The organism is Streptomyces sp. DSM 110735 (genome assembly GCF_016482685.1).
In the GTDB taxonomy this organism is placed as follows: domain Bacteria; phylum Actinomycetota; class Actinomycetes; order Streptomycetales; family Streptomycetaceae; genus Streptomyces.
The window spans coordinates 1-23193 of the sequence record NZ_JACYHF010000011.1; the positions used below are offsets into that span (position 1 = coordinate 1).

The 23193-nt window shown below is 72.7% G+C and carries 21 protein-coding genes; 5 read left to right on the forward strand and 16 right to left on the reverse strand.

The features are described 5' to 3' along the window. Nucleotides 1-154: 154 nt before the first annotated feature. The 7 genes from pheT to infC all read right to left on the reverse strand — a co-directional run bounded on the left by pheT (nucleotide 155) and on the right by infC (nucleotide 7659). The gene (gene pheT / locus IF655_RS18180) at nucleotides 155-2668 is read right to left on the reverse strand and encodes a phenylalanine--tRNA ligase subunit beta (protein WP_199585874.1); all 2514 of its coding nucleotides are present in this window, start codon (nucleotides 2666-2668) and stop codon (nucleotides 155-157) included. Continuing rightward, a complete protein-coding gene (gene pheS, locus IF655_RS18185) occupies nucleotides 2668-3789 on the reverse strand; it encodes a phenylalanine--tRNA ligase subunit alpha (protein WP_199585875.1) in 1122 nt (373 codons plus the stop codon). The genes pheT and pheS overlap by 1 nt, the downstream gene beginning before the upstream one ends. A gap of 160 nt (nucleotides 3790-3949) precedes the next feature. Continuing rightward, complete coding sequence (locus IF655_RS18190) at nucleotides 3950-5083, reverse strand: ATP-binding protein (protein ID WP_199585876.1); 1134 nt, start codon at nucleotides 5081-5083, stop codon at nucleotides 3950-3952. A gap of 50 nt (nucleotides 5084-5133) precedes the next feature. Beyond that, nucleotides 5134-6009, reverse strand: coding sequence for an RNA methyltransferase (locus tag IF655_RS18195; RefSeq protein WP_199585877.1), 876 nt, complete (start codon nucleotides 6007-6009; stop codon nucleotides 5134-5136). Between the two features lie 154 nt (nucleotides 6010-6163). Continuing rightward, nucleotides 6164-6547: a 50S ribosomal protein L20 gene (gene rplT / locus IF655_RS18200; RefSeq protein WP_162469411.1), complete on the reverse strand. Its 384-nt coding sequence runs from the start codon at nucleotides 6545-6547 to the stop codon at nucleotides 6164-6166. A 106-nt stretch (nucleotides 6548-6653) separates the two neighbouring features. Continuing rightward, nucleotides 6654-6848, reverse strand: coding sequence for a 50S ribosomal protein L35 (gene rpmI, locus IF655_RS18205; RefSeq protein ID WP_018549118.1), 195 nt, complete (start codon nucleotides 6846-6848; stop codon nucleotides 6654-6656). Between the two features lie 109 nt (nucleotides 6849-6957). Then, nucleotides 6958-7659: a translation initiation factor IF-3 gene (infC, locus tag IF655_RS18210; protein WP_199585878.1), complete on the reverse strand. Its 702-nt coding sequence runs from the start codon at nucleotides 7657-7659 to the stop codon at nucleotides 6958-6960. A 382-nt stretch (nucleotides 7660-8041) separates the two neighbouring features. On the opposite strand from infC, the gene IF655_RS18215 reads away from it, so the two are divergent. Next, nucleotides 8042-8398: a DUF1844 domain-containing protein gene (locus IF655_RS18215; RefSeq protein WP_199585879.1), complete on the forward strand. Its 357-nt coding sequence runs from the start codon at nucleotides 8042-8044 to the stop codon at nucleotides 8396-8398. 10 nt (nucleotides 8399-8408) lie between these two features. Here the strand turns inward: IF655_RS18215 and IF655_RS18220 are convergent, their stop codons facing one another. Further along, nucleotides 8409-9140 carry an SseB family protein gene (locus IF655_RS18220; RefSeq protein WP_199585880.1) on the reverse strand — a complete coding sequence of 244 codons (732 nt, stop codon included), beginning with the start codon at nucleotides 9138-9140 and terminating at the stop codon, nucleotides 8409-8411. A 158-nt stretch (nucleotides 9141-9298) separates the two neighbouring features. On the opposite strand from IF655_RS18220, the gene IF655_RS18225 reads away from it, so the two are divergent. Beyond that, on the forward strand, nucleotides 9299-10255 hold the full coding sequence (locus IF655_RS18225; RefSeq protein ID WP_199585881.1) for a serine hydrolase: 957 nt from the start codon (nucleotides 9299-9301) through the stop codon (nucleotides 10253-10255). Between the two features lie 39 nt (nucleotides 10256-10294). Here the strand turns inward: IF655_RS18225 and IF655_RS18230 are convergent, their stop codons facing one another. From IF655_RS18230 to IF655_RS31200, 3 genes are all read right to left on the reverse strand, one after another. After that, on the reverse strand, nucleotides 10295-11128 hold the full coding sequence (locus IF655_RS18230; RefSeq protein ID WP_199585882.1) for an alpha/beta fold hydrolase: 834 nt from the start codon (nucleotides 11126-11128) through the stop codon (nucleotides 10295-10297). Between the two features lie 80 nt (nucleotides 11129-11208). Next, nucleotides 11209-12462, reverse strand: a complete 1254-nt coding sequence (mycP, locus tag IF655_RS18235) for a type VII secretion-associated serine protease mycosin (RefSeq protein ID WP_199585883.1) — start codon at nucleotides 12460-12462, stop codon at nucleotides 11209-11211. Further along, nucleotides 12459-13826, reverse strand: coding sequence for a hypothetical protein (locus IF655_RS31200; protein ID WP_242488799.1), 1368 nt, complete (start codon nucleotides 13824-13826; stop codon nucleotides 12459-12461). The genes mycP and IF655_RS31200 overlap by 4 nt, the downstream gene beginning before the upstream one ends. A gap of 274 nt (nucleotides 13827-14100) precedes the next feature. Here IF655_RS31200 and IF655_RS18245 point away from each other — a divergent pair, with 274 nt between their 5' ends. Next, a complete protein-coding gene (locus IF655_RS18245) occupies nucleotides 14101-15303 on the forward strand; it encodes an amino acid deaminase/aldolase (protein ID WP_199585884.1) in 1203 nt (400 codons plus the stop codon). Between the two features lie 28 nt (nucleotides 15304-15331). Here IF655_RS18245 and IF655_RS18250 read toward each other — a convergent pair whose 3' ends face one another. The 4 genes from IF655_RS18250 to IF655_RS18265 form a co-directional block, all read right to left on the reverse strand. Further along, nucleotides 15332-16573 (reverse strand): haloacid dehalogenase-like hydrolase, encoded by a 1242-nt coding sequence (locus tag IF655_RS18250; protein WP_199585885.1) that lies wholly within the window; start codon nucleotides 16571-16573, stop codon nucleotides 15332-15334. 25 nt (nucleotides 16574-16598) lie between these two features. Next, complete coding sequence (locus IF655_RS18255) at nucleotides 16599-17381, reverse strand: 3-oxoacyl-ACP reductase (protein WP_199585886.1); 783 nt, start codon at nucleotides 17379-17381, stop codon at nucleotides 16599-16601. Next, complete coding sequence (locus IF655_RS18260) at nucleotides 17378-18751, reverse strand: aldehyde dehydrogenase (protein ID WP_199585887.1); 1374 nt, start codon at nucleotides 18749-18751, stop codon at nucleotides 17378-17380. Before IF655_RS18260 ends, IF655_RS18255 begins: the two co-directional genes overlap by 4 nt. 354 nt (nucleotides 18752-19105) lie before the next feature. Beyond that, a complete protein-coding gene (locus IF655_RS18265; RefSeq protein ID WP_199585888.1) occupies nucleotides 19106-20467 on the reverse strand; it encodes a glutamine synthetase family protein in 1362 nt (453 codons plus the stop codon). A 96-nt stretch (nucleotides 20468-20563) separates the two neighbouring features. On the opposite strand from IF655_RS18265, the gene IF655_RS18270 reads away from it, so the two are divergent. Beyond that, nucleotides 20564-21406, forward strand: a complete 843-nt coding sequence (locus IF655_RS18270; protein ID WP_242488800.1) for a FadR/GntR family transcriptional regulator — start codon at nucleotides 20564-20566, stop codon at nucleotides 21404-21406. A gap of 53 nt (nucleotides 21407-21459) precedes the next feature. Beyond that, on the forward strand, nucleotides 21460-22155 hold the full coding sequence (locus IF655_RS18275; RefSeq protein ID WP_199585889.1) for a gamma-glutamyl-gamma-aminobutyrate hydrolase family protein: 696 nt from the start codon (nucleotides 21460-21462) through the stop codon (nucleotides 22153-22155). A gap of 108 nt (nucleotides 22156-22263) precedes the next feature. On the opposite strand, the gene IF655_RS18280 is transcribed toward IF655_RS18275, so the two are convergent. After that, nucleotides 22264-23169, reverse strand: a complete 906-nt coding sequence (locus tag IF655_RS18280; protein WP_199585890.1) for a LysR family transcriptional regulator — start codon at nucleotides 23167-23169, stop codon at nucleotides 22264-22266. Between the last annotated feature and the right edge of the window lie 24 nt (nucleotides 23170-23193).

Consider the following 23193-nt stretch of genomic DNA (forward strand, 5'->3'; position numbering starts at 1 on the left):
AAAAAACCGGGGGGGGGGGGGGGGTTTTTTTTAAAAACCCCCCGGGGCCCCCCCCGGGGGGGGGGGGGGGGGGGGCCCCCCCCCCCCCCCCCCGCCGCCGTCACATGTGCTCCGACGAAGCACCTCGCGGCACCTCACGGCACCTCGCGAAGGATCAGCCCCGCAGGACCGCCCCCGTCCGCTCGCCCGCGAGGGCGACCGCGGCGTCGCGCGCGGCGGACGCCTCGTCCACCGTCAGCGTGCGGTCGGCGGCGCGGAAGCGCAGCGCGTACGCCAGCGACTTGCGGCCGTCGCCGAGCTGCTCGGCGTTCTCGTAGACGTCGAACAGCCGGATGGACTCCAGGAGTTCACCCGCGCCGTCGCGCAGCGCCGCCTCGACCTCGGCGGCCGGTACGGGCTTGTCGACCACGAGGGCGACGTCCTGCGTGGCGACCGGGAAGGTGGAGATGCCCGGCGCCTGGGGGGTGTCGTCGCCGACGCGCTCCAGGGCGTCCAGGTCCAGCTCCATCGCGGAGGTCCGCTCGGGCAGCCCGAGCGCCTTGAGCACGCGCGGGTGCAGCTCGCCCGCGTGCCCGACGACCCGCTCGGCGCCGTCCTCGACGACGAGCAGCTCGGCGCAGCGGCCGGGGTGCCAGGGACCGTACTGGCCCTTGCGGACGATCAGTTCGGCGCCCGCCTCACGGGCGACGGTCCGCGCCGCCTCGATCGCGTCGGCCCAGTCGGCCGGGCGGCCCTTGCCCCACCAGCCCGCCTGCTCGCGCGCCCCGGCGAGGACGGCGGCGACGTGGCGCGGCTGCTCGGGCAGCGCGGCGTTCAGCCCGGCGAGCTGCTCGTCGGTGGGACGGCGGTCGACCGCCGGGTGCACGGCGGCGGCGCGCTCCGCGCGGGGCAGGAAGACCAGACCCGTCTCGAAGAGCGCCAGGTCGTGCGAGCCGCGGCCGTCGTTGCGGCGCAGCGCGCCGAGCAGACCCGGCAGCAGCGTGGTGCGCAGCGCGGGCTCCTCGTCGTTCAGCGGGTTGGCGAGCGTGACGACCCGGCGGGCCGGGTCCTCGGCGTCCAGACCCAACTGGTCGAAGACCTGCTCGGAGACGAACGGGTAGTTCGGCGCCTCGACGTACCCGGCACCGGCCAGCGCGCGGCCGATCTTGCGGTGCAGTCGCTGGCGGTGGGTGAGACCGCGTCCGGAGGTGGGGCGGGGCAGCGTGGAGGGCAGGTTCTCGTAGCCCTCCAGGCGGATGACCTCCTCCGCCAGGTCGTTGGCCTCGGTGAGGTCGGGCCGCCAGGACGGGACGGTGACGATCAGCTCGTCCTGCCCGTACACGTCGCAGCCGATCTCCTGGAGACGGCGGACGACGGTCTCGCGGCCGTACGTCACGCCCGCGACCTTGTCCGGGTGGTCGGCCGGGATGGTGATGCTGTGCGGCGCGGACGGGGCGATGATCTCGGTGACCCCGGCCTCGGCGGTGCCGCCCGCGAGCAGCACCAGGAGGTCCACGGTCCGCTGCGCGGCGGCCGCGGTGGCCTGCGGGTCGACGCCGCGCTCGAAGCGCCGGGACGCCTCGGAGGACAGCTTGTGGCGGCGGGCGGTGCGCGCGACGGAGACGGCGTTGAAGTGGGCGGCCTCGATCACCACGTCGGTGGTCGAGTGCTCCTCGTCGTCGTGGTCGGCGATCTCGGTGTTGCGGCCGCCCATGACACCGGCGAGACCGATCGGACCGCGGTCGTCGGTGATGACGAGGTCCTCGGCGTGCAGCGTGCGCTCGACGCCGTCGAGGGTGACGAGCTTCTCGCCCTCCTCGGCCCGGCGCACGCCGATGGTGCCCTGGACCAGCGAGCGGTCGTAGGCGTGCAGCGGCTGGCCCAGCTCGGTCATCACGTAGTTGGTGACGTCCACGGCGAGCGAGACCGGGCGGATGCCGACCTTCTGCAGCCGGCGGCGCAGCCAGATCGGGGAGCGTGCCTCGGGGCTCAGACCGGTGACGGTCCGGGCGGTGAAGCGGTCGCAGCCCATCGGCTCGGAGACCTTGACCGGGTAGCCGTAGGCGTTGGGCGCGGGCACGTCGATCAGGGCAGGGTCGCGCAGCGGCAGGCCGTAGGCGATGGCGGTCTCGCGGGCGACGCCGCGGATGGACAGGCAGTCGCCGCGGTTGGCGGTGACGGCGATGTCCAGGACCTCGTCGACCAGCTCGAGCAGCTCGATGGCGTCCTGCCCGGTCTCGGTCTCCGGCGGCAGCACGATGATGCCGTGGGTGCCGTCGTCGCCCATGCCCAGCTCGTCGGTGGAGCAGATCATGCCGTGGGAGGTCTTGCCGTACGTCTTGCGGGCGGCGATCGCGAAGTCGCCGGGCAGGACGGCGCCGGGCAGGACCACGACGACCTTGTCGCCGACCGCGAAGTTGCGGGCACCGCAGACGATCTCCTGCGGCTCACCGGTGCCGTTGGCGGTGCCGACGTCGACCGTGCAGAAGCGGATCGGCTTCTTGAAGCCCTCCAGCTCCTCGATGGTCAGCACCTGACCGACGACGAGGGGACCCTTGAGTCCGGCGCCGAGCTGCTCGACGGTCTCGACCTCCAGGCCGGAGTCGATGAGCTTGGCCTGTACGTCACGGCCGGTCTCGGACTCCGGCAGGTCGACGTACTCCCGCAGCCAGGAAAGCGGGACACGCATCAGATCTCCATCCCGAACGGCCGGGTGAACCGGACGTCACCCTCGACCATGTCTCGCATGTCTTCGACGTTGTGGCGGAACATCAGCATCCGCTCGATGCCGAACCCGAAGGCGAACCCGCTGTACTTCTCCGGGTCGACGCCGCAGGCGGTCAGCACCTTGGGGTTGACCATGCCGCAGCCGCCCAGCTCGATCCAGCCCTCGCTGGAGCAGGTGCGGCACGGCCGGTCGGGGTTGCCGACGGACTCGCCGCGGCAGACGTAGCAGACCATGTCCATCTCGGCGGACGGCTCGGTGAACGGGAAGAAGTTCGGCCGCAGCCGGGTCTTCATGTCCGGGCCGAACAGCGCCTGGACCATGTGGTCCAGGGTGCCCTTGAGGTCGGCCATGGTCAGGCCCTCGTCGATGGCGAGCAGCTCGACCTGGTGGAAGACCGGGGTGTGGGTGGCGTCCAGCTCGTCGGTGCGGTAGACGCGGCCCGGACAGATCACGTAGACCGGCGGCTCGCGGTCGAGCAGCGAACGGATCTGGACCGGCGAGGTGTGGGTGCGCAGGACGACGCCGGAGTCGGTGCCGCCCTTCTCGCCCCGCACGAAGAAGGTGTCGGCCTCGCCGCGCGCGGGGTGGTCCGGGCCGATGTTGAGCGCGTCGAAGTTGAACCACTCCGCCTCGGCCTCGGGGCCCTCGGCGACCTCGTAGCCCATGGCCACGAAGACGTCCTCGATGCGCTCGGAGAGCGTGGTCAACGGGTGGCGGGCACCGGCGGGGACGCGGTCGTACGGCAGCGTGACGTCGACGTCCTCCTCGACCAGCACGCGGGCGTCCCGCTCGGCCTCCAGCTCGGTCTGGCGGCCGGCCAGCGCCTTGTTGACCGCGCCGCGGGCCATGCCGACGCGCTTGCCGGCCTCGGCCTTGGCGTGCGGGGGCAGGGCGCCGATCTCGCGGTTGGCGAGGGACAGCGGGGAGGCGGGGCCGGTGTGGGCGACCTTGGCCTCGTGCAGCGCGTCGAGGGAGTCCGCGGCACGGAAGGCGGCGAGCGCCTCGTCCCGCATACGCTCGATCTCTTCCGGTTTCAACGCCTCGACCTCGACAGGGTCGTACGACTTATTCGGTGCCGACATCTCTTCCTGTGCTTCCGATTGGCCCCCAGCTACGGCTGGGAGGTGCCCCGGCTGATGGTCCCCGTCACCGGCTCCGGGACTCGCCAGGGCCGTGTGCGGGCACAAAGGTGCCAGGGGCCGAGTCTAACGGGGACGGGGTGGACGAATGGCCCGCGGGCGCCTAGGCCAGATAGGCCGGGGTGCTCACAGGCAACGTAAATCGGAACTGCGCGCCGCCGCCGGGGGCGCGGCCGACCGTGATGGAGCCGCCGTGGGCTTCCACGATGCCCTTGACGATGTAGAGCCCGAGGCCGGTGCCACCGCGCTTGCTGCCCCGCCAGAAGCGGGTGAAGACGCGGTTCATGGATTCCTCCGGGATGCCGGGCCCCTCGTCGCTCACCGTGACCGACGTGCCTGTCTCCTCGCCCTCGCGCGGGGAGGGCGCGGGCGTGACGTCGATTGTGACGGTTCCGGCGCCGTGGCGCACCGCGTTTTCCAGCAGGTTGCTCAGCACCTGGTCGACCTTGTCGGGGTCGGCCCACAGGGCGGGCAGCGGGTTCTCCACCCGCAGCAGGAAGCGGTCGGCGGACTGCCCGGCGGCCACATGGGCCTGGATGTGCCGTCCGACGGCGGCGCCTATGTCGACGGGCTGGCGGCGCACCTCCAGGCGGCCGCTGTCGATGCGGGAGATGTCGAGCAGCTCGGCGATGAGCCGGGTGACGCGGTCGGCGTCGGCGTCGACGGTCTCCAGCATCAGCCGCTTCTGGTCGTCGGTGAACCGCTCCCACTTGGCGAGCAGGGTCGCGGTGAAGCCCTTGACGGAGGTGAGCGGGGAGCGCAGCTCGTGGGCGACGGTGGCGATCAGCTCGGCGTGGCTGCGCTCGGTGCGGTGCCGCGCCTCGGTGTCGCGCAGGGTGACGACGAGACGCTGGACGGGTCCGAGGGGTGCGGCGCGCACGTACCGCGCGGAGACGAGGACCTCGCGGCCGCCGGGCAGCAGCAGGTTGCGCTCGGGCTGGCGGACGCGGATGGCGAGACCGCCGTAGGGGTCGGTGAGCTGCCACCAGCGCCTGCCCTCCAGGTCCTCAAGGGGCAGCGCCTTCTCCAGGGGCTCGCCGAGGGCGTCGGCGGCGCGGACGGCGGTGACGCGGGTGGCGGCGGCGTTGAAGCAGACGACCCGGCCGTGCTCGTCGGCGACGACCAGGCCGTCGGGGAGCTGGTCGGGATCGATACCGCCCGTGGTCCGGAACCCGGCTTCGGGCGCGGGGCGCGCCGCACGTCCGTCCGGCGCGGTGCTCGTGCCGACCACACTCATCCCCGTACCCCACCTCTCAGGCTGCGCAGGGCCCCGAGTGGGTCACCCTACTAGCTGTTGGTGACGGAACGGCACCCTCCGGGGGCGCGCTGTGCACGGGCCGACGCGTAGAGACATACGGCGGCGGCGGTGGCGAGGTTCAGGCTCTCGGCCTTCCCGTGGATGGGGACGCTGACCACGGCGTCGGCGAGCGCGCGGGTCTCCTCGGGGAGCCCCCACGCCTCGTTGCCGAACACCCAGGCGGTGGGGTCGCCCATCGCGCCCTTGTCCAGTTCCTCGTCCAGGTCGCGGTCCCCGGCGCCGTCTGCGGCGAGGATGCGCACCCCGGCGTCCTTCAGCCCCTGGACGGCCTGCTCGACGGGGACGCCCACGGCGACGGGCAGATGGAACAGGGAGCCGACGGAGGCGCGTACGGCCTTGGGGTTGTACAGGTCCACGGAGGCGTCGGTGAGGATCACGGCCTCGGCGCCCGCGGCGTCGGCGCAGCGCAGCACGGTGCCCGCGTTGCCGGGGTCGCGCACGTGGGCGAGGACGGCGACGAGCTTCGGGCGGGCGGCGAGGACGTCGTCGAACGGGGTGTCCAGGAACCGGCAGACCCCGACGAGCCCCTGCGGGGTCACGGTGGTGGAGATGTCGGCGATGACCTCCTCGGAGGCCAGGTGCACCCGGGCTCCGGCGTCCCGCGCCTCGGCCACGATGTCGGCGTAGCGCTCCGCGGCCTCGACGGTGGCGAACAGCTCGGTCAGCGTCGCCGTACCGTCCGCCGCCCGGTGCGCGGCCGCCTCCCGCACGGACTGCGGTCCCTCCGCGAGGAACAGCCGGTCCTTGCCCCGGAAGTTCCGCCGAGCGAGCCGCCGGGCGGCACTGACGCGCGAGGACCGGGGAGAGACCAGCTCGGGGGTGGCGTCGGGGTGAGCGGGAGCCATGGGAAGTTTCACCTCGGGTTTTCCCGTCGCGACGGCGCTCGGCCACGACGGCGGATTTCGACGGTGCCGAACCAGCCGCACCACACAGAGAACGGACCCGCAGGCCGAAGCCCACGGGTCCGTAGAATCGCGCCGGCCTAAAGCCGGCGCAGCGTCACGCGGCCTTCGGCGCGTTGACGTCGGCCGGGAGAGCCTTCTGCGCGACCTCGACGAGCGCGGCGAACGCACCGGCGTCGTTGACGGCCAGCTCGGCCAGGATCTTGCGGTCGACCTCGACGTTCGCGGCCTTCAGACCCTGGATGAGGCGGTTGTACGTCATGCCGTTCTGGCGGGCCGCAGCGTTGATGCGCTGGATCCAGAGCTGGCGGAAGTCGCCCTTGCGCTTCTTGCGGTCGTTGTAGTTGTAGACCAGCGAGTGGGTGACCTGCTCCTTGGCCTTGCGGTACAGGCGCGAACGCTGACCGCGGTAGCCGGAGGCCGCCTCGAGGATCGCCCGGCGCTTCTTGTGGGCGTTGACTGCCCGCTTGACGCGTGCCACTTTTTTAACTCCTTGTAGCGGGGCCGTGGAGTGGACTCAGACTCGCACGACCCGGAAACGATTGGGTCCCGGTGAAGACGTACGGCGCTTGGTCAGCGCCGAGGCGTCACTTGCCGAGAAGCTTCTTGATCTTCGCGGCGTCGCCCGGGGCCATCTCGGCGGTGCCGGTGAGGCGGCGCGTCACGCGGGACGACTTGTGCTCGAGCAGGTGGCGCTTGCCGGCGCGCTCACGGAGCACCTTGCCGGAGCCGGTGACCTTGAAGCGCTTGCTGGCACCGCTGTGCGACTTGTTCTTCGGCATAGCGCCGTTATCTCCTCGTCGGTGGCGCTCCGGTGCCCGGTCGTGAAACCGGGCACGGTGGAGCGTCGCTCTTGTATGGGTTGCTTCCCCGGGGCTCGCGCCCCTGGGATCACGCCTCGGCGGGAGCCTCGGCGACGTCCTCGGCAGGAACCTCGACGCTGTCGGTGTCCTCGACGCCGTCGGCGTCCGCGGCGTTCTGCGACTTGCCGGGGTTGGCCTTCGCGTCCGCCTTGCGGGCTTCCTGCGCCTGGCGGGCCTCGGCCATCGCCTCGGTCTTCTTCTTGTGCGGACCGAGGACCATGATCATGTTTCGGCCGTCCTGCTTCGGGTTCGACTCGACGAAACCGAGGTCCTGGACGTCCTCCGCGAGGCGCTGCAGCAGTCGGTAGCCCAGCTCGGGGCGGGACTGCTCACGGCCACGGAACATGATCGTGATCTTGACCTTGTCGCCCTGCTTGAGGAACCGGACGACGTGACCCTTCTTGGTGTCGTAGTCGTGCGGGTCGATCTTCGGCCGGAGCTTCATCTCCTTGATGACCGTGTGCGCCTGGTTCTTGCGCGCCTCACGGGCCTTCATGGCCGACTCGTACTTGAACTTCCCGTAGTCCATGAGCTTGCACACGGGCGGACGGGCGTTCGCCGCGACCTCGACCAGGTCCAGGTCGTACTCCTGCGCAAGCTCCAGTGCCTTGGCCAGCGGGACAATGCCCACCTGCTCGCCACTGGGACCGACAAGTCGCACCTCGGGAACGCGAATCCGGTCGTTGATGCGGGGCTCGGCGCTGATGGATCCTCCTCGGTAGCACCACACGGCGGTCTGGCGGACAGCCGCGTAACGTCTGTGTTCGTAAGACCTAACCGCGCCGAAGCACAAAAAATGCCCCGGACGATCACAGGCGGGTTCCTCGAACTACCGGAACACCGCCGCGACAGTCGCGGGGCGCGCTTCGGACGGACGCCGTCGGCAGAGCCGCGGTCCGTCTGACCGGTGACCCGCCGCCCGGAGGGCGATCAGGTGGGAGTTCGAAGCCTCCACTTGTGGGCCGGAACGCTCGCCGCAGGGCGCGCTTGTCCGGCCGGTCGGATACCAGGTTAGCAGGCTTGCTTTCCCGGCACTAATCGGGGAACGCCCGACCAGCCGTAACCGTGCCCGGCCCGAAGTCCGGACCACCCCGCCGCCTATCGTGTGGGGTATGAGTGAAACCCCTCCTGAGAACCCCGATTTCGACGAGATGACGCGCGACATCGCCGAGGTCCCCGCCGTCGAGGTGATCGTCACGGTCGCCGTCAACCTGATGAGCGCCGCCGCCGTGAAGCTGGGGCTGAGCGAGGAGGGCGAGAAGTACAAGGACCTGGACGAGGCCCGCAAGCTGATCACCGCGCTCGCCGGTCTGCTCGACGCCAGCGCGACCGAGATCAGCTCCTTCCACGCCGCCCCCCTGCGCGACGGTCTGAAGTCGCTCCAGCTCGCGTTCCGCGAGGCGTCCCTGGTCCCGGACGACCCGGGCCAGGGTCCCGGCGAGAAGTACACGGGACCGGTGTACGGCTAGCCCTTCGGGTTCAGTCGCGTACGTACAAGGGCTCGCCCGGAGGCGTGGTCCCGGCCGGCAGCAGTGCCAGGTCGAGACCGCGCACCAGGCGGGCCCTCAGTGTGTCGTCGGCTGCCAGGCGCCCGGCGACCGCGCGGGCTGCCTCGGCGGGCGCGGCGGCGGGGTCGAGGACGAGAGCGAGGGTGCCGTCGGCCTGCCCGGGACCGAGGTGGGCGCGCAGCACGGCGGGCTCGGCGGCCACGGCCGTGCGCACGGCGGCGACGACGGCGGGGTCGGTGAGCGGGTCGACGCCGGTCCTGCCCTCCGCGAGCGCGAGCAGCGCGGGTCCGGTCAGCTCGAAGGGCACAGGACCGGCCAGGTCCAGCACGACCGTGTCCGCCTTCTCGTGCGCGGCGGCCTGGAGCGCCTGGTGCAGCGGTACGGCGACGGGACGCGCGGCGGCGTCCCAGCGGGCGAGCGACTCCGTCGACGTGAAGGCGGGCAGCGCGGTGCGCCCCTGCGCCTTCAGCGTGGGCACGGCCATGTCGCTGGTCTTCTCCCGGCGCAGCCCGTTCTCGTCCGTCTCGACCTCCCCGAGCACGGCGACGACAGGCACGAGCAGCCGGGCGCCCTTCAGCGCCTCCAGCACGGGTCCCACGGCGGTGCGGTCCTCCGCCCAGCCCGCGAGCGCGGCGGTCAGCCGGGGGTCGGCGGAGCCGTCGTCGTCGGAGAAACCGGGGTCGGGAATGTTCTTGTTCGCCACGGTGCCCGAGCCTAGCGGGGGCGGACCCGGGGGAAGTCGGCGGGTTTGTGCCGGACGGTAACCCGCCCGTCACCCGGCTCACAGGAACCCGGGATTCCCTGACGTACCTCTAACCTCCGCCTAACGGAACGCACAGCCCGCGCCCCGAGCATCGCGGCATGGAGTCCTCCCGGAGCGGCCGGAGCCGCCGTCGCCGTCGTGTCCGCCGCCGTCCGCTGCTGTACGCGGCGCTGGTGGCCGTCGTGATCAGCGGGGTCACGGCGGGCGGCACGGTCTATGTGAAGGCGCGGGCGCACGACGGCGGGCGGGCCGTATCGTCGGCGGCGTCGGCGTCGGGCTCGTCCCCGGCGGTCGAGGAGGAGGCATCGGTGGAACCCGTGACGCAGCCTGCCGTGGACCGTACGGCGCTGCTCGGCAAGGCGATGAAGGCGGTGAGCCTGCCCTCGGGCGCGGCCGTCTCGGCGGCGGTGCTCGACCTGGACTCCGGGCAGAGCGCGGTGTACGGCGAGGCGGACTTCGCCACCGCGAGCATCGTCAAGGTGGACGTCCTCGCCGCGCTGCTGCTCCGGGCGCAGGACGAGGGACGGCATCTGACGGCGGCGGAGAAGGCGTACGCCGTGAAGATGATCGAGGCCAGCGACAACGCCTCCGCGACCGCCCTGTGGGACGCCATCGGCAAGGCGGACGGGCTCGACGCGGCGAACAAGCGCTTCGGGATGACGGACACCTCGGCAGGAGCGGACGGGCTGTGGGGGCTGACCCGTACCACCGCCAAGGACCAACTCACCCTCCTCCAGCAGGTGTTCGGCACCGACTCGCTGCTGAGCAGCGCCTCGCGGGCGTACGTGCGCGAGCTGATGGAGTCCGTGAACGCCGATCAGCGCTGGGGCGTCTCGGCCGCCGCCGAGGGCGGGACCACCGCCCTGAAGAACGGCTGGCTGCCCCGCAGCACGACGGGTCTGTGGGTGGTGAACAGCATCGGCCGGATACGCGCCGCCGACGGCACCTCCTACCTCGTCGCGGTGCTCTCCAGCGGGACGGCGACCCAGGCGAAGGGGATATCGCTGGTGGAGTCGGCGGCGGGGGCGGCGGTGTCGGCGTTCACCGCGAAGTGACCGTCACCGGCAGTGACCGTCACCGGGGGTGTGCCCGTGTCAGCCCGGCTGCTGGAGGAAGTCGACGAGCAGTGCCGTGAGTTCGGCGGGGGCGTCTTCCTGGACGAGGTGTCCCGCCCCGGCGACGGGTTCGAGCCGTGCGCCCGGGACGCGGTCGACGAGTTCCCGTCCCTTCGCCGCGGGGATCCAGGTGTCGTCCTCGCCCCAGCACACCAGCGTCGGGACCCCGATCTCCCCGTACCGGTCCTGCACCTCGTCCGTGTAGCGCTGGTCCGCCTGGGCGATCTGGCGGTAGAAGGCGCCCTGACCGGGGTCCCCGAGCCAGGGCTCGACGAGCCGTTCGAGGACGGCGGGGTGCAGACCCGGGCTGCTGGCCGAGGTGACGTACTCGCGGACCAGCGCGTGGTGCAGGGCGGGCGGCAGTTGCTCGAAGACCTCGGGGTGCCGGCCCACGAGCCGGAAGAACGGGGAGCCCCACGGAGCCAGCGCGACCGGGTCGACCAGCGCGAGCGCCCGGTAGCGCGCTCCGTGCAGCAGATGCGCCCGCAGGGCGACGGCACCCCCGAAGTCGTGAGCCACCACCGACGGTTCCTCCAGACCCCAGTGCGCCAGCAGCTCGGTGAAGATCCTCCCCTGGGCGGCAAGGGAGACGTCCTGCCCCGCGGACTTCTCCGACGCCCCGTAACCCGGCATGTCCCACACGAACACCTCGTGGCGCCGGGCGAGCGCGCGGGCGACGGCGCGCCAGACGTACGACGAGAAGGGCGTGCCGTGCAGGAGGACGACCGGGTCCCGCCCCGAGGGTCCGAGGCGCGCCCAGCGGACATCGCCCGACGTGCTGGGGAAGGTCTCCGAAAGCTGCCATTCGGTCACGGGGGCTGTTCCTCTCCGTCGTCGCCGTGGTCCGGCACGGACTCATACCCCGGAGACTCCTGAAGGCACGTGGGACAGCCCTAGGGGATCAGGCTCCCGCTGTTCTCCCGGCGACCGCGCCACAGCACCGCCGCCGCCACCAGCAGCACCCCGCCCGTGCCGCCCGCGAGCGGTGCCGCCCAGTCGGTCGCGCTGCCCGCGGACCTGGGGGTGTCGGGACCCGTGCCGAAGTACTTCCCGCCGTACGCCGCCGAGTTCAGCCCCTGTGTCCTGAGACCGGCGGCGGACTTGAGGGCGGCGGCAGGGTCGATCATGCCGAAGCCGCGTGAGTCGTCGCGTCCCCCGGCCGGGGCGTTGCGGGCGGTGTCCTCCAGGAGCTTCTTGACCTGGGCGGGGGTGAGGTCGGGGTGGGCCGCCTTGATCAGCGCCGCCGCGCCGGAGACGAAGGCGGAGGCGGCGGAGGTGCCCCAGCCCTCGTAGTAGCGATGGTCGGGGTCCGCGATCACGACGTCCACGCCGGGCGCGCTGACCGTGGCGTACCAGCGGCGGGTGGAGAAGGAGGCGCGGGTGCCGTAGCGGTCCACGGCGGTGGCGACGACGACGCCGGGATAGGCGGCCGGGTAGGAGACGTGGTCGCCCTTGTCGCCGCCGTTGCCCGCCGAGGCGACGACGACCACGCCCTTGTGCAGGGCGTACTGCACCGCCTCGTCCTCGGTGGGCTCGGGGTGCGCGGAGTCGGAGTCGTCGCCGAGGGAGAGGTTGATGACGTCGGCGCCGTGGTCGGCGGCCCAGCGGATGCCCTCGGCGAGGGCGTTGGCGCGGGTGGTGCGGGCCTTGGCGCGGGCGGGGTCGCCGTCCTCCAGGATGACCCGTACGGGAAGGATCTTCGCCTTGGGCGCGACGCCCATGACCCCGGCCGCGTTCCCGGGTCCGTGGCCGTGCCCGGCGATGATGCCCGCCATGGCGGTGCCGTGCCGCGCCCAGGCGCGGTCACCGGGTCCGGCGCCGAAACCGATCATGTCCTTGCCGGTCAGCACGTTCCCGGCGAGGTCCGGGTGGTCGTCCTCCACCCCGGTGTCCAGGACGGCGACGGTGACGCCCTGCCCCTGCGTCGTACGCCACGCCTCGTCCAGGTGGAGAGCCTCCAGACCCCACTGCTGGGCGCGGATGCTGTCCGCGTGGGCGGCGGTCGCCGGGAGCAGCGCGAGGGAGGCGGCGGCGAGGAGGCTGAGCGCGGGGCGGGTGAGGGCGCGGGTGACGGCGCGGGCGGCGCGCGTGCGACGGACGGTGCGGGTGGGGTGGATGGGACGGAAGGGACGGGTGGGACGCCTCATGCGGTTTTCTCCGTGGCCGGTCCGACTCTCTGCCGCAGCCGCCGTTCGACACGGTCGGCCAGACCCTGCGCCTCGTTGCCGAGACCCGCCTGGGCGGGTGCGCTGGTGGCACCGGCGCGTACGGCGTCCGCCGCGGGCTCCGGCGCGTCGACGCTCCGGCCGTCTGCCCAGCCGGAGACCGCGAAGGCGACGACCGGGGCGTCGGTGAGGACGTCGATGGTCCAGCTCGCGCGCTGCGCGTCCCCGAACTTCGCCGCCGCGGTGCCCTTGGCGGCGTAAGGGCGGGGCAGCAGGTCGGTACGGCGGTCCAGGTGCTCGCCGCGGAAGCGGTTGGCGAGCGAGGTCATGGCGGCGGGGTCGGCCTTGGTGAACAGCAGTCCGACGGTGGTGACATAGCTCTGCGTGGCGTCGGTGTAGGTGGCACGCAGCAGTCTGCGGCAGCCGACGGGCGCGAGCGCCTTGCGCAGCAACGGGTCGAAGGCGTCCGCGCAGCCGCTGTCCGGTGCCACGGCGATCCGGGTCCAGGTGCGGTCGGCTCCGCCGGGTCCGGCGCCCTTGCCGTCGAGGGTGGGCGGGAAGAGCTTGTCCACGGGCACGCTGTGCCACAGCCCACCGGCAGCCTCGTAGGCACTCGCGGGCGCGGGAGCATCCCCGTCCCCGCTGAGCCAACTCCCCACGGCGGCACCGCCGATGAGCCCCAGCCCGAGCACGACACACACCGCCGCCCCGACGACACGCCCCCGCGCCCACGCCATCGACCCTGAGGCACTTCCGCCGTCGAACGGCTCCGGCTCCCCGAACGTCCCCAGCGACCACGTCGGCGCCCCGGCACTCCAGGAGTAGGAGGGGTCGGGCGCGGGCGGGGGGCTGCCGAGAAGGGGCGCGGTGGGGGCGGTGGGGCTCCAGGCCGTGCGGGAGTCGGTGGCGGGGGGCGCCGGGGCGACGGGGGCTGTCGCGGGACGAGTACTGGCCCCAACTCCGCTGCTGCGCACGGTCGTTGCGGGATCGGTCACCTTGGGCGCGGGCGGTACGGGACGCAGCCGGGTGGTGGTCTCTTCGGGAGCCTCGGCGGGAGGGGCAGGTCGCGAGGCGGGGCGGGGTGAGGCGGCGGGAGCGACCGGATCAGCAGCCCGTGCGGCAGCCCGCTCGCCCGAAGGCGCGGAGACAGGCGGTGCGTCGGGAAAACGCGCCGAAGCAGGCGGCGGAGGCGGACTCGTCGGCGCGTCCGGGGCGGGCACGGCGGCCGCCGACTTCTTCTCCCCACGCGGACGCGGAGTGAACACAGAGGGCTCCGCGGTACCCGTGGACGGACTGCCGGAGTCGTCGGCCTCGGAGGACGGGGCGCGGCGCGCTTCCGTGCTCATGCACCCCCCGTTTCCTGTTGCCCGGGCCGACTGCTCGTGCGCGGGCCGTTCTGACTGGTCGGCCGGGCCCGGCGGGCGAGTTCCGTCCGGGCACGCATACCCGTACGGCCGGACGGCCATCCCTGTTCAGCCGATGCGGCCGGGGGCGTTCCGCCGTACGTGCGCGTCACTCTACGGGCTGCCACCCCCACGGACGGAACCAGTCCGCACCCCCGCGGCATCTGCCCGGAACGTCCCCCTACCCTGCGGTAATCGCGTCTGGCAGGCTGCCGTCATGACTGCGCGTGCCGCCGACAGGGCCCGGTACGACCGGGCCACCGCCGCTCTGGATGCTCCGCTCGCTCTGGTGGATCTGGATGCCTTCGATGCCAATGCCGACGATCTGGTGCGCCGGGCTCAGGGGAAACCCGTGCGGGTCGCCTCCAAGTCGGTCCGGTGCCGGGCGCTGCTTGAGCGGGTGCTGGCGAGGGACGGGTTCCAGGGGATCATGTCGTTCACGCTGGCGGAGTCGCTGTGGCTGGCGCGGTCCGGGTTCGACGACGTGCTGCTGGCGTATCCGTCCGCCGACCGGGCGGGCTACGCGGAGCTGGCGTCCGACCCGAAGGCTGCCGCGGCCGTCACGGTGATGGTGGACGACGTGACGCAGTTGGATTTCATCGACGCGGCGCGGCAAGGGGGTCGTGAAGTCGTCCGGGTCTGCCTGGAGTTGGACACCTCGCTGCAACTGCTGGGCGGTCGGATACGGGTCGGCGCGCGACGCTCTCCGTTGCACTCCCCCGCCCAACTGGCGGAGCTGGCGCGGTCGGTGGCGCGGCGCCCGGGGTTCCGGCTGGTGGGGATCATGGCGTACGAGGGTCATGTCGCGGGCGTCGGGGACGCGTTGGCCGGGCGTCCGGTGCGCTCGCGGGCGATCCGGCTGATGCAGGCGGCGGCGCGGCGGGAGTTGGCCGAGCGGCGCGGGGCGGCGGTGCGTGCCGTGCGGGCGGTGGCGCCGGAGCTGGAGTTCGTCAACGGCGGCGGCACGGGGAGTGTGCAGTACACGGCGGCGGAGGACGCGGTCACCGAGATCGCTGCCGGTTCGGGTCTGTACGTGCCCCGGCTGTTCGACAACTACACGTCGTTCAGGGGCCGTCCGGCCGCCCTGTTCGCGCTGCCCGTCGTACGGCGGCCCGGTGTCGGGGTCGTCACGGTGCTCGGCGGCGGCTATCCGGCGTCCGGCGCGGCGGGCCGGGACCGGCTGCCGGAGCCGTATCTGCCCGAGGGGCTGCGGTACGACCCGCAGGAAGGCGCCGGTGAGGTGCAGACCCCGCTGCTGGGCTCGCCCGCCGACGATCTGCTGATCGGCGACAAGGTGTGGTTCCGGCACGCGAAGGCGGGCGAGCTGTGCGAACGGTTCGACGTACTGCACCTGTTGGAGGGGGACACGGTCACGCAGACCGTGCCCACCTACCGGGGTGAGGGGCACACGTTCCTCTAACCCCTCGTCAACAGGTCGCGAAAGAAGGTCAGTACACGGTGTCCGCCTGGTCCGGCACCACCGAGCCGTCGGGTCGCCGCACCGGGGTGTGGCTGCCGTCGGGGGCGTTGTAGGCGGTGGTGGAGCAGGGGTACGGGTCGGACTTGCGGGGCAGCGGGTCGATGAACATGGGGTTGATCACCCAGCGTCCGTCGGCGTTGTCGTAGGCACGGCACATCACCTCGGCCTTGTTGCGGTTGAGGACGAGGTGGGCGCCGGTGGCGTCGCCGACGAAGGTGACGTCTGTGTCCGCGTCGCCGCCGCCGATCGCGATGCGCTTCGCGGCGGGCTGCTTCTTCCAGGCGGCGGGACCGTGGATCTTGTAGATGTCCTGGTTGATCCAGCACCGCTTGCCGTCGATGTACGGGATCGCGGTGCCCTTGCCCGCCGGGACGCCGCCGCAGCCCTCGTTGGCGTAGGTGATGCGGCCGTGGCGGTCGAGGACGGAGCGGATGGCGATGGTGTGCGCGGCGTCGACGCCGATGGCGCGGGACCAGACCTCGGTGACGGGTTCGGAGCCCGCGGAGACGATGTAGACGCGGAATCCGGCCCGTTGGAGGGTGCGGACGAGGTCGCGCTGCTGGTCGTAGTAGCGGACGTAGGCGGGGACGGTGTGGGTGCCGAGGGTGCGGGTGGCGCCGACGGGGGCGGCGAGCGCCTCGCGGCGGGCGGCGCTCGCGTAGGAGGTGAGCTGGGCGACGGTGCGCCCCGCGAAGAGCTGGGGCACCCAGGCGTACTGCGGGACGGTGTGCCGGTGGTTCCAGGTGCCGGCGAAGGCGGGGGCGCCGCTCACCGTCTTGGCGTTCTCGCGGATCTCCAGGATCTCGTCGGTGCAGCGGGGCATCCGGGAGGTCCGCAGGGAGACGCCCGCGCCGGTGCCGCAGGCGGCGGTGAGCGCGCGGTCGGCGGCGTCGGTCATCCAGGCGCTGGTGTCCTTCCAGCGGGCGGGGCGGGGCAGGACGTCGTGGCGCAGCGCCCAGGAGATGGTCGCGTCGGTGACGTCGTTCTTGGTGATGGTGTTGTCCCAGTCGAACGCGGCGACCGCGCCCCGGTGTCCGGAGCAGGTGCCGTACGCGTCGATGACGTGTTGCAGTCGGGCGCGGTTGTTGCCGTACCAACTGGTGCTCAGTCTCGGGCAGTTGGAGTCGGCTGCCGCTGCGGTGGGGGCGAGGGGCGGGGCGGCCGCCAGGGCGGCGGCCGCGGCCAGGGTCCAGGCGAGAAGCTGTCGCATAGGACGGGGACCGTACACCCTTGTGCTACAGCGGTGTTACGTACGCGCCGGAGATTCCTCCGTCCACCAGGAAGTCGGTGGCGTTGACGAAGGAGGAGTCGTCGCTGGCCAGGAAGGCGACGGCGGCGGCGATCTCGTCGGCCTCGGCGAAGCGACCGAGCGGGATGTGGACGAGGCGGCGGGCGGCGCGCTCGGGGTCCTTGGCGAACAGTTCTTGCAGGAGTGGGGTGTTGACGGGTCCGGGGCACAGGGCGTTGACCCGGATGCCCTCGCGGGCGAACTGCACGCCGAGTTCGCGGGACATGGCGAGGACGCCGCCCTTGGAGGCGGTGTAGGAGATCTGGGAGGTGGCCGCGCCCATGCGGGCGACGAAGGAGGCGGTGTTGATGATGGAGCCCTTGCCCTGGCGGCGCATGTAGGGGATCGCGGCCTTGCAGCACAGGTAGACGGAGGTGAGGTTGACCTCCTGGACCCGCTTCCACGCCTCAAGCCCGGTGTCGAGGATGGAGTCGTCGTCGGGCGGTGAGATACCGGCGTTGTTGAAGGCGATGTCGACGCTGCCGTAGGTGTCGAAGGCGGCCTGGAACAGCGCCTCGACCTGCTCCGGATCGGTGACGTCGGTCTTGACGAAGAGTCCGCGGGTTTCCTCGGCGGCGGCTTTTCCGGCGGTCTCGTCGATGTCGGCGCAGACGACGTGCGCGCCCTCGGCGGCCAGTCGGCGCGCGGTGGCGAGGCCGATGCCGCTTCCGGCTCCGGTGACGACGGCGGTGCGGCCGATCAGGCGGCGGCAGACAGGGTTCTCGGTCACTGTGCGGGGCCCTCCGTGCTGATGAAGACGTTCTTGGTCTCGGTGAAGGCGGTCAGGGCGTCGGGACCGAGTTCGCGGCCGAGTCCGGACTGCTTGAAGCCGCCGAACGGGGTCCAGTAGCGGACGCTGGAGTGGGAGTTGACGGACAGGTTGCCCGCGCGGACGGACTGGGTGACGCGCAGGGCGCGGCCGAGGTCGCGGGTCCAGACGGACCCGGAGAGCCCGTAGGGGGTGTCGTTGGCGAGCCGGATCGCGTCCCGCTCGTCGGTGAAGGGCAGCAGGACGGCGACGGGTCCGAAGATCTCCTCGCGGGCGGCGGGGCTGTCGGGGGTCGTGTCGGTGAGGACGGTCGGCGGGAACCAGAAGCCGGGTCCTTCGGGCGCGGTGCCGCGCAGGGCGGGGGCGTCGCCCGGGACGTAGGAGCGGACGCGGTCGAGCTGGGCGCGGGAGATCAGCGGTCCCATCTGCGTCTTCTCGTCGGCGGGGTCGCCCACGACGACGGCGGCGAGCGCGTCGGCGAGGAAGGCGCGCGCTTCCTCGTAGATCTCCTCCTGGACCAGGACGCGGGTGCGGGCGCAGCAGTCCTGGCCGGAGTTGTCGAGGAAGGAGAAGGGGTCGAGGGCGGTCTTGAGGTCGGCGTCGGCGAAGACGACGTTGGGGCTCTTGCCGCCGAGTTCCAGGGTGACCGGCTTGACCTGCCGGGCGCAGCGCTCCATGACCTCGCGGCCGGTGCGGGTGGAGCCGGTGAACACGATCTTGGCGACGCCGGGGTGCTCGACGAGGGCGCGTCCTGCGGTGTGGCCGTAGCCCGGCAGCACCTGGAAAAGGTGCTCGGGCAGGCCCGCCTCCAGGGCGAGTTCGGCCAGCCGGAGCGCGGTGAGCGGGGTGGCTTCGGCGGGCTTGAGGACGACGGCGTTGCCCGCGGCGAGCGCGGGGAAGGAGCCCCAGGCGGCGATGGGCATGGGGAAGTTCCAGGGGGCGATGACGCCGACCACGCCGAGGGGTTCGTGGAAGGTGATGTCCCAGCCGCCGGGCACGGGGATCTGCTTGCCGAGGAGCCGTTCGATGCCACCGGCCGCGTAGAGGAGGAGGTCGCGGGCGTTGCCGGCCTCCCAGCGGGCGTTGCCGATCGTATGCCCGGCCTCGCGGACCTCCAGGCGGGCCAGCTCCTCGGTGTGGGCGTCGACGGCATCGGCGAAGCGGCGCAGCAGCCGGGCGCGGTCGGCGGGGGCGAGGGCGGCCCAGGTCTCCTGGGCGCGGGCGGCGCGGGTGACGGCGGCGGCCACGTCGTCCGCGCTCGCGGCGGGGACGGTGGCGAGGAGTTCCTCCGTGGCGGGGTTGACCACCTGGAGTTCTTGCGGGTCCGTCAAGGGGTGACCTTTCGGGGAGGGCGGTTCACGGGGGGTGGGGCGGGGAGGGGGGTTCACAGGGGTTCGGCGGGCGGGGCGGTTCACAGATGCCGGGTGGGCGGGGGCGTTCACAGGCGCCGAGTGGGCGGGGGCTGTTCACAGGCGCCGAGTGGGCGGGGGCTGTTCACAGACGCCGGGTGGGCGAGGCGGTTCACAGGCGCCGAGTGGGTGCGGCCGTTCACAGGCGCCTGGCGGCGGGGGCGGTTCACACGCCCCCAGCGCACGGAGCGGTTCACACGCGCCGAGCGCGCGGAACAGTTCACAAGCCCCGCCCCGCGTGAACCGGCCACCACCCCCGCTGCCCGTGAACCCGGTTCACAGCCGTTCGAAGGATCGCCGCAGCTCCCAGTCCGTCACCGCCGCGTCGAACGCGGCCAGTTCCACCCGCGCCATGTTCAGGTAGTGCGCGACGACCTCCTCCCCGAACGCCTCCTTCGCCAGCGGGCTCGCCGCCCACACGTCGGCGGCTTCGCGCAGGGTCGCGGGGACGTGGTCGTACTCGGCGGCGTAGGCGTTGCCCGCGCACGGCTCGGGCAGTTCGAGCCCCTGCTCGATGCCGTAGAGCCCGGCCGCGACGAGCCCGGCGACCGCGAGGTAGGGGTTGACGTCGCCGCCCGGCAGCCGGTTCTCGAAGCGGAGCGAGCGCCCGTGCCCGACCACCCGCAGCGCGCAGGTCCGGTTGTCGTGCCCCCACGCGACGGCGGTGGGCGCGAAGGAGCCGGGCTGGAAGCGCTTGTACGAGTTGATGTTGGGCGCGTAGAGCAGGGAGAAGTCCCGCAGCGCGGCGAGCTGTCCCGCGAGGAAGTGCCGCATCACGTCGGACATGCCGCCGTCGGACCCGGCCATCGCGTTGCCGCCGGAGGCGTCCGCCAGCGAGAGGTGGATGTGGCAGGAGTTGCCCTCGCGTTCGTTGAACTTCGCCATGAACGTCAGGGACACCCCCTCCTGCGCGGCGATCTCCTTCGCGCCGGTCTTGTACAGCGCGTGCTGGTCGCAGGTGACCAGCGCCTCGTCGTAGCGGAAGGCGATCTCGTGCTGCCCGGGGTTGCACTCGCCCTTGGCGGACTCGACGGTGAGCCCGGCGCCCGCCATGTCGTTGCGCAGGCGGCGCAGCAGGGGCTCGACGCGGCCGGTGCCGAGGATGGAGTAGTCGACGTTGTACTGGTTGACCGGGGTGAGGTCCCGGTAGTTCGCGTCCCAGGCGCGCTCGTAGCTGTCCTTGAAGACGATGAACTCCAGCTCGGTGCCGACCTGGGCGGTGTAGCCGAGCGCGGCGAGCCGGTCGAGCTGGCGGCGCAGGATCTGGCGCGGGGCGGCGGTGACCGGGGAGCCGTCCTCCCAGGCGAGGTCGGCCAGCAGGAACGCGGTGCCGGGGTGCCAGGGCAGACGGCGCAGGGTGGCGGGGTCGGGGCGCATGGCGAAGTCGCCGTAGCCGCGGTCCCAGGAGGACATGGCGTAGCCGTCGACGGTGTTCATCTCGGTGTCGACGGCGAGGAGGTAGTTGCAGCCCTCGGTGCCGTGACCGAGGACCTCGTCGAGGAAGAAGCGCGCGGCGAACCGCTTGCCCTGGAGCCGCCCTTGCATGTCGGGGAAGGCGAGGACGACGGTGTCGATCTCGCCGCCGGCGACGAGCGCCCGCAGTTCCTCGACGGTCAGCGGGGGTGTGCGGTCTGCCACCAGAAAAGCCTCCTTAGGCTCCTTCACGCGGTGCGGCCGGTCCGGTGGCCATAAGGTATTGCCGGAGACCATTGCTTGGGAAGGGGGCGCGGCCGGATGCCGCGGGACACCGACATACGGGACACCCACGTACAGGAGACTGACGTACGGGAGAGTCACGTACGAGACACTCCCGTACGGGACACTCACGTACCGGAGACGCACGCGCCGGAAGCCGGCGCACGCGAGCCCGCCGACCGCCTCGGCGCCGTGCTGCGCCCCGTCCGCGCGGGCAACGGCTTCGAGGAGGCACTGGAGCAGATCCTCCAGGTGGTCCGCCTCGGACTGGTGCCCGGCGGCGAACGGCTGCCCGCGGAGCGGGAGTTGGCCGAACGTCTCGGCATCAGCCGGGTCACCCTGCGCGAGGTCCTCAAGGTGCTGCACGACCAGGGTCTGGTCGAGTCGCGGCGCGGCAGGTACGGCGGCACGTTCGTACGACCCCGTCCGGACGCGGGCGGCGAGGACGAGCTGCGGCGGCGGGTCACCGAGGTCGACATCGAGGACGTGCTCCGCTTCCGCGAGGTGCTGGAGACCGGCGCGGCAGGACTGTGCGCGGCGCACGGGCTCACGGAGGACGGCGCGTCCCGGCTGCGGCGGGCACTGGAGCGCACCCACGACGCCCCCCTCGCCGACTACCGTCGCCTGGACACCCTGCTGCACCTGACCCTCGCCGAGCTGTGCGGCTCGCCCTCACTGGCGGCGCAGTACGCGTCGGTGCGCGCGAGCGTCAACGAACTCCTCGACTGCATCCCCCTGTTGGTGCGCAACCTGGAGCACTCCCAGCGCCAGCACACCGCGCTGGTGGAAGCGGTGCTCACCGGCGACGCGGAGGCGGCCCGGGAGATCGCGCGCGAGCACTGCGCGGGCACGGCGGCACTCCTGCGGGGCTTCCTGGCGTGAGCCGGATTCTGCAAAGGTAGGCACGGAAACCTTTGTACGACGGGAGAAACCGCGTGACCGGACAGCCGCCGCTGATCGGCGTGAGCACCTACCTGGAGGGCGCCGCCCGCTGGGGCGTGTGGGAACTCCCCGCCGCCCTGCTGCCCGCCGCCTACCCCCGCCTCGTCCAGCGCGCCGGAGGCATCGCCGCCCTGCTCCCGCCGGACGCCCCCGAGCGCGCCGCCGCCGCGGTGGCCCGCCTCGACGGGCTGGTGATCGCGGGCGGCCCGGACGTGGACCCCGCCCGCTACGGCGCCGAGCGCTCCCCCCGCACCGGACCGCCCGCCCCCGACCGGGACGTCTGGGAACTGGCCCTGATCGAGGCGGCGTTGGAGGCACGCGTACCGCTCCTCGGCATCTGCCGGGGGATGCAGCTCCTGAACGTCGCCCTGGGCGGCACCCTCGTCCAGCACCTGGACGGTCACGTGGTGGAGACCGGTGTCTTCGGCACGCACCCGGTGACCCCGGTCGGGGGCACGCTGTACGCCAAGATCGCCCCGGAGGAGACGGCACACGTGCCGACGTACCACCACCAGTGCGTGGACCGTCTGGGCCGGGACCTGATCCCCTCCGCCCACGCGGCGGACGGCACGGTGGAGGCGGTCGAACTCCCGGCGACCGAGGGGTGGGTGCTCGGTGTGCAGTGGCACCCCGAGATGGGCGAGGACGTCCGGGTCATGCGGGCCCTGGTGGACGCGGCAGCCTCCTGAATCCGGTCCGCCTCGCCCCGCCCCGGCCCACCTCAGCGCGCCCCGCCCCACCTCAGCGCGCCCCGGCCCACCTCAGCGCGCCTCGACCCACCGCGCCCCCGCCCCCGCTCAACTCCGCGTCAGCGCCAGCAGCTCCCGTGCCGGACCCGTGGGCCGGTGCCCCACCGGCCACACCGCCCGCAGCTCCCGCCGCAGCGCGAGTCCCGCCACCGGAATCCCCACCAGACGCCGGGTCGCCAGCTCCTCCCCCACGGCCAGCTCGCTGAGCACCGAGGGACCCGCCCCGCCCACGGCAGCCGCCTTCACCGCCGTGGTGGAGGACAGCTCGATCAGCGGGCGGGCGAGTCCGCCGAGTGCCGCGTCCAGGACCTGCCGGGTGCCGGAGCCGCGTTCGCGCAGGATGAGCGGGGTGGCGGCGAGTTCCTCGGGGGCGAGCGGGCGGCTGCGGCGGGCCCAGGGATGGGTGGGCGCGGTGACGACGACCAGGCGGTCCCGGGCGACAACCGCCGAGTCCAGCGCCGTCGGCACGGACAGCCCCTCCACGAAGCCGAGGTCCGCCTCGCCCGCGAGCAGCAGTTCGGCGACCCGCGCGGAGTTGCCCGCGAGCAGCGAGACCGCCGTACCCGGGCGTCCGGCGTGCAGGGCGAGCAGCCAGCCGGGCAGGAGGTACTCCGCGATGGTCATGCTGGCCGCCACGCGCAGCCGTGAGTCCCGCCGGTCGCGCAGGGCGCGCGCGCCCGCGTCGAACGCCTCCGCCGCCTCCACCACCCGTCGCGCCCAGTCAGTGACCAGGGCGCCCGCGTCGGTGAGGCGCGAGCCGCGCGGCGAGCGGTCGACCAGGGCCACGCCGAGCTGCCGTTCCATGGACCGCAGCCTGCTGCTGGCGGCGGGCTGGGTGATGCCCAGTTCCCGCGCCGCCGCGCCCAGACTGCCGAGCCGCGCCACGGCCAGCAGCAGCTCCAGCGCGCCCAGGTCGGGCACCCGGTGCGCCAGCGGAACCTCGCTCTCACTCATAAACCCAGCTTATGTCCTGATAGA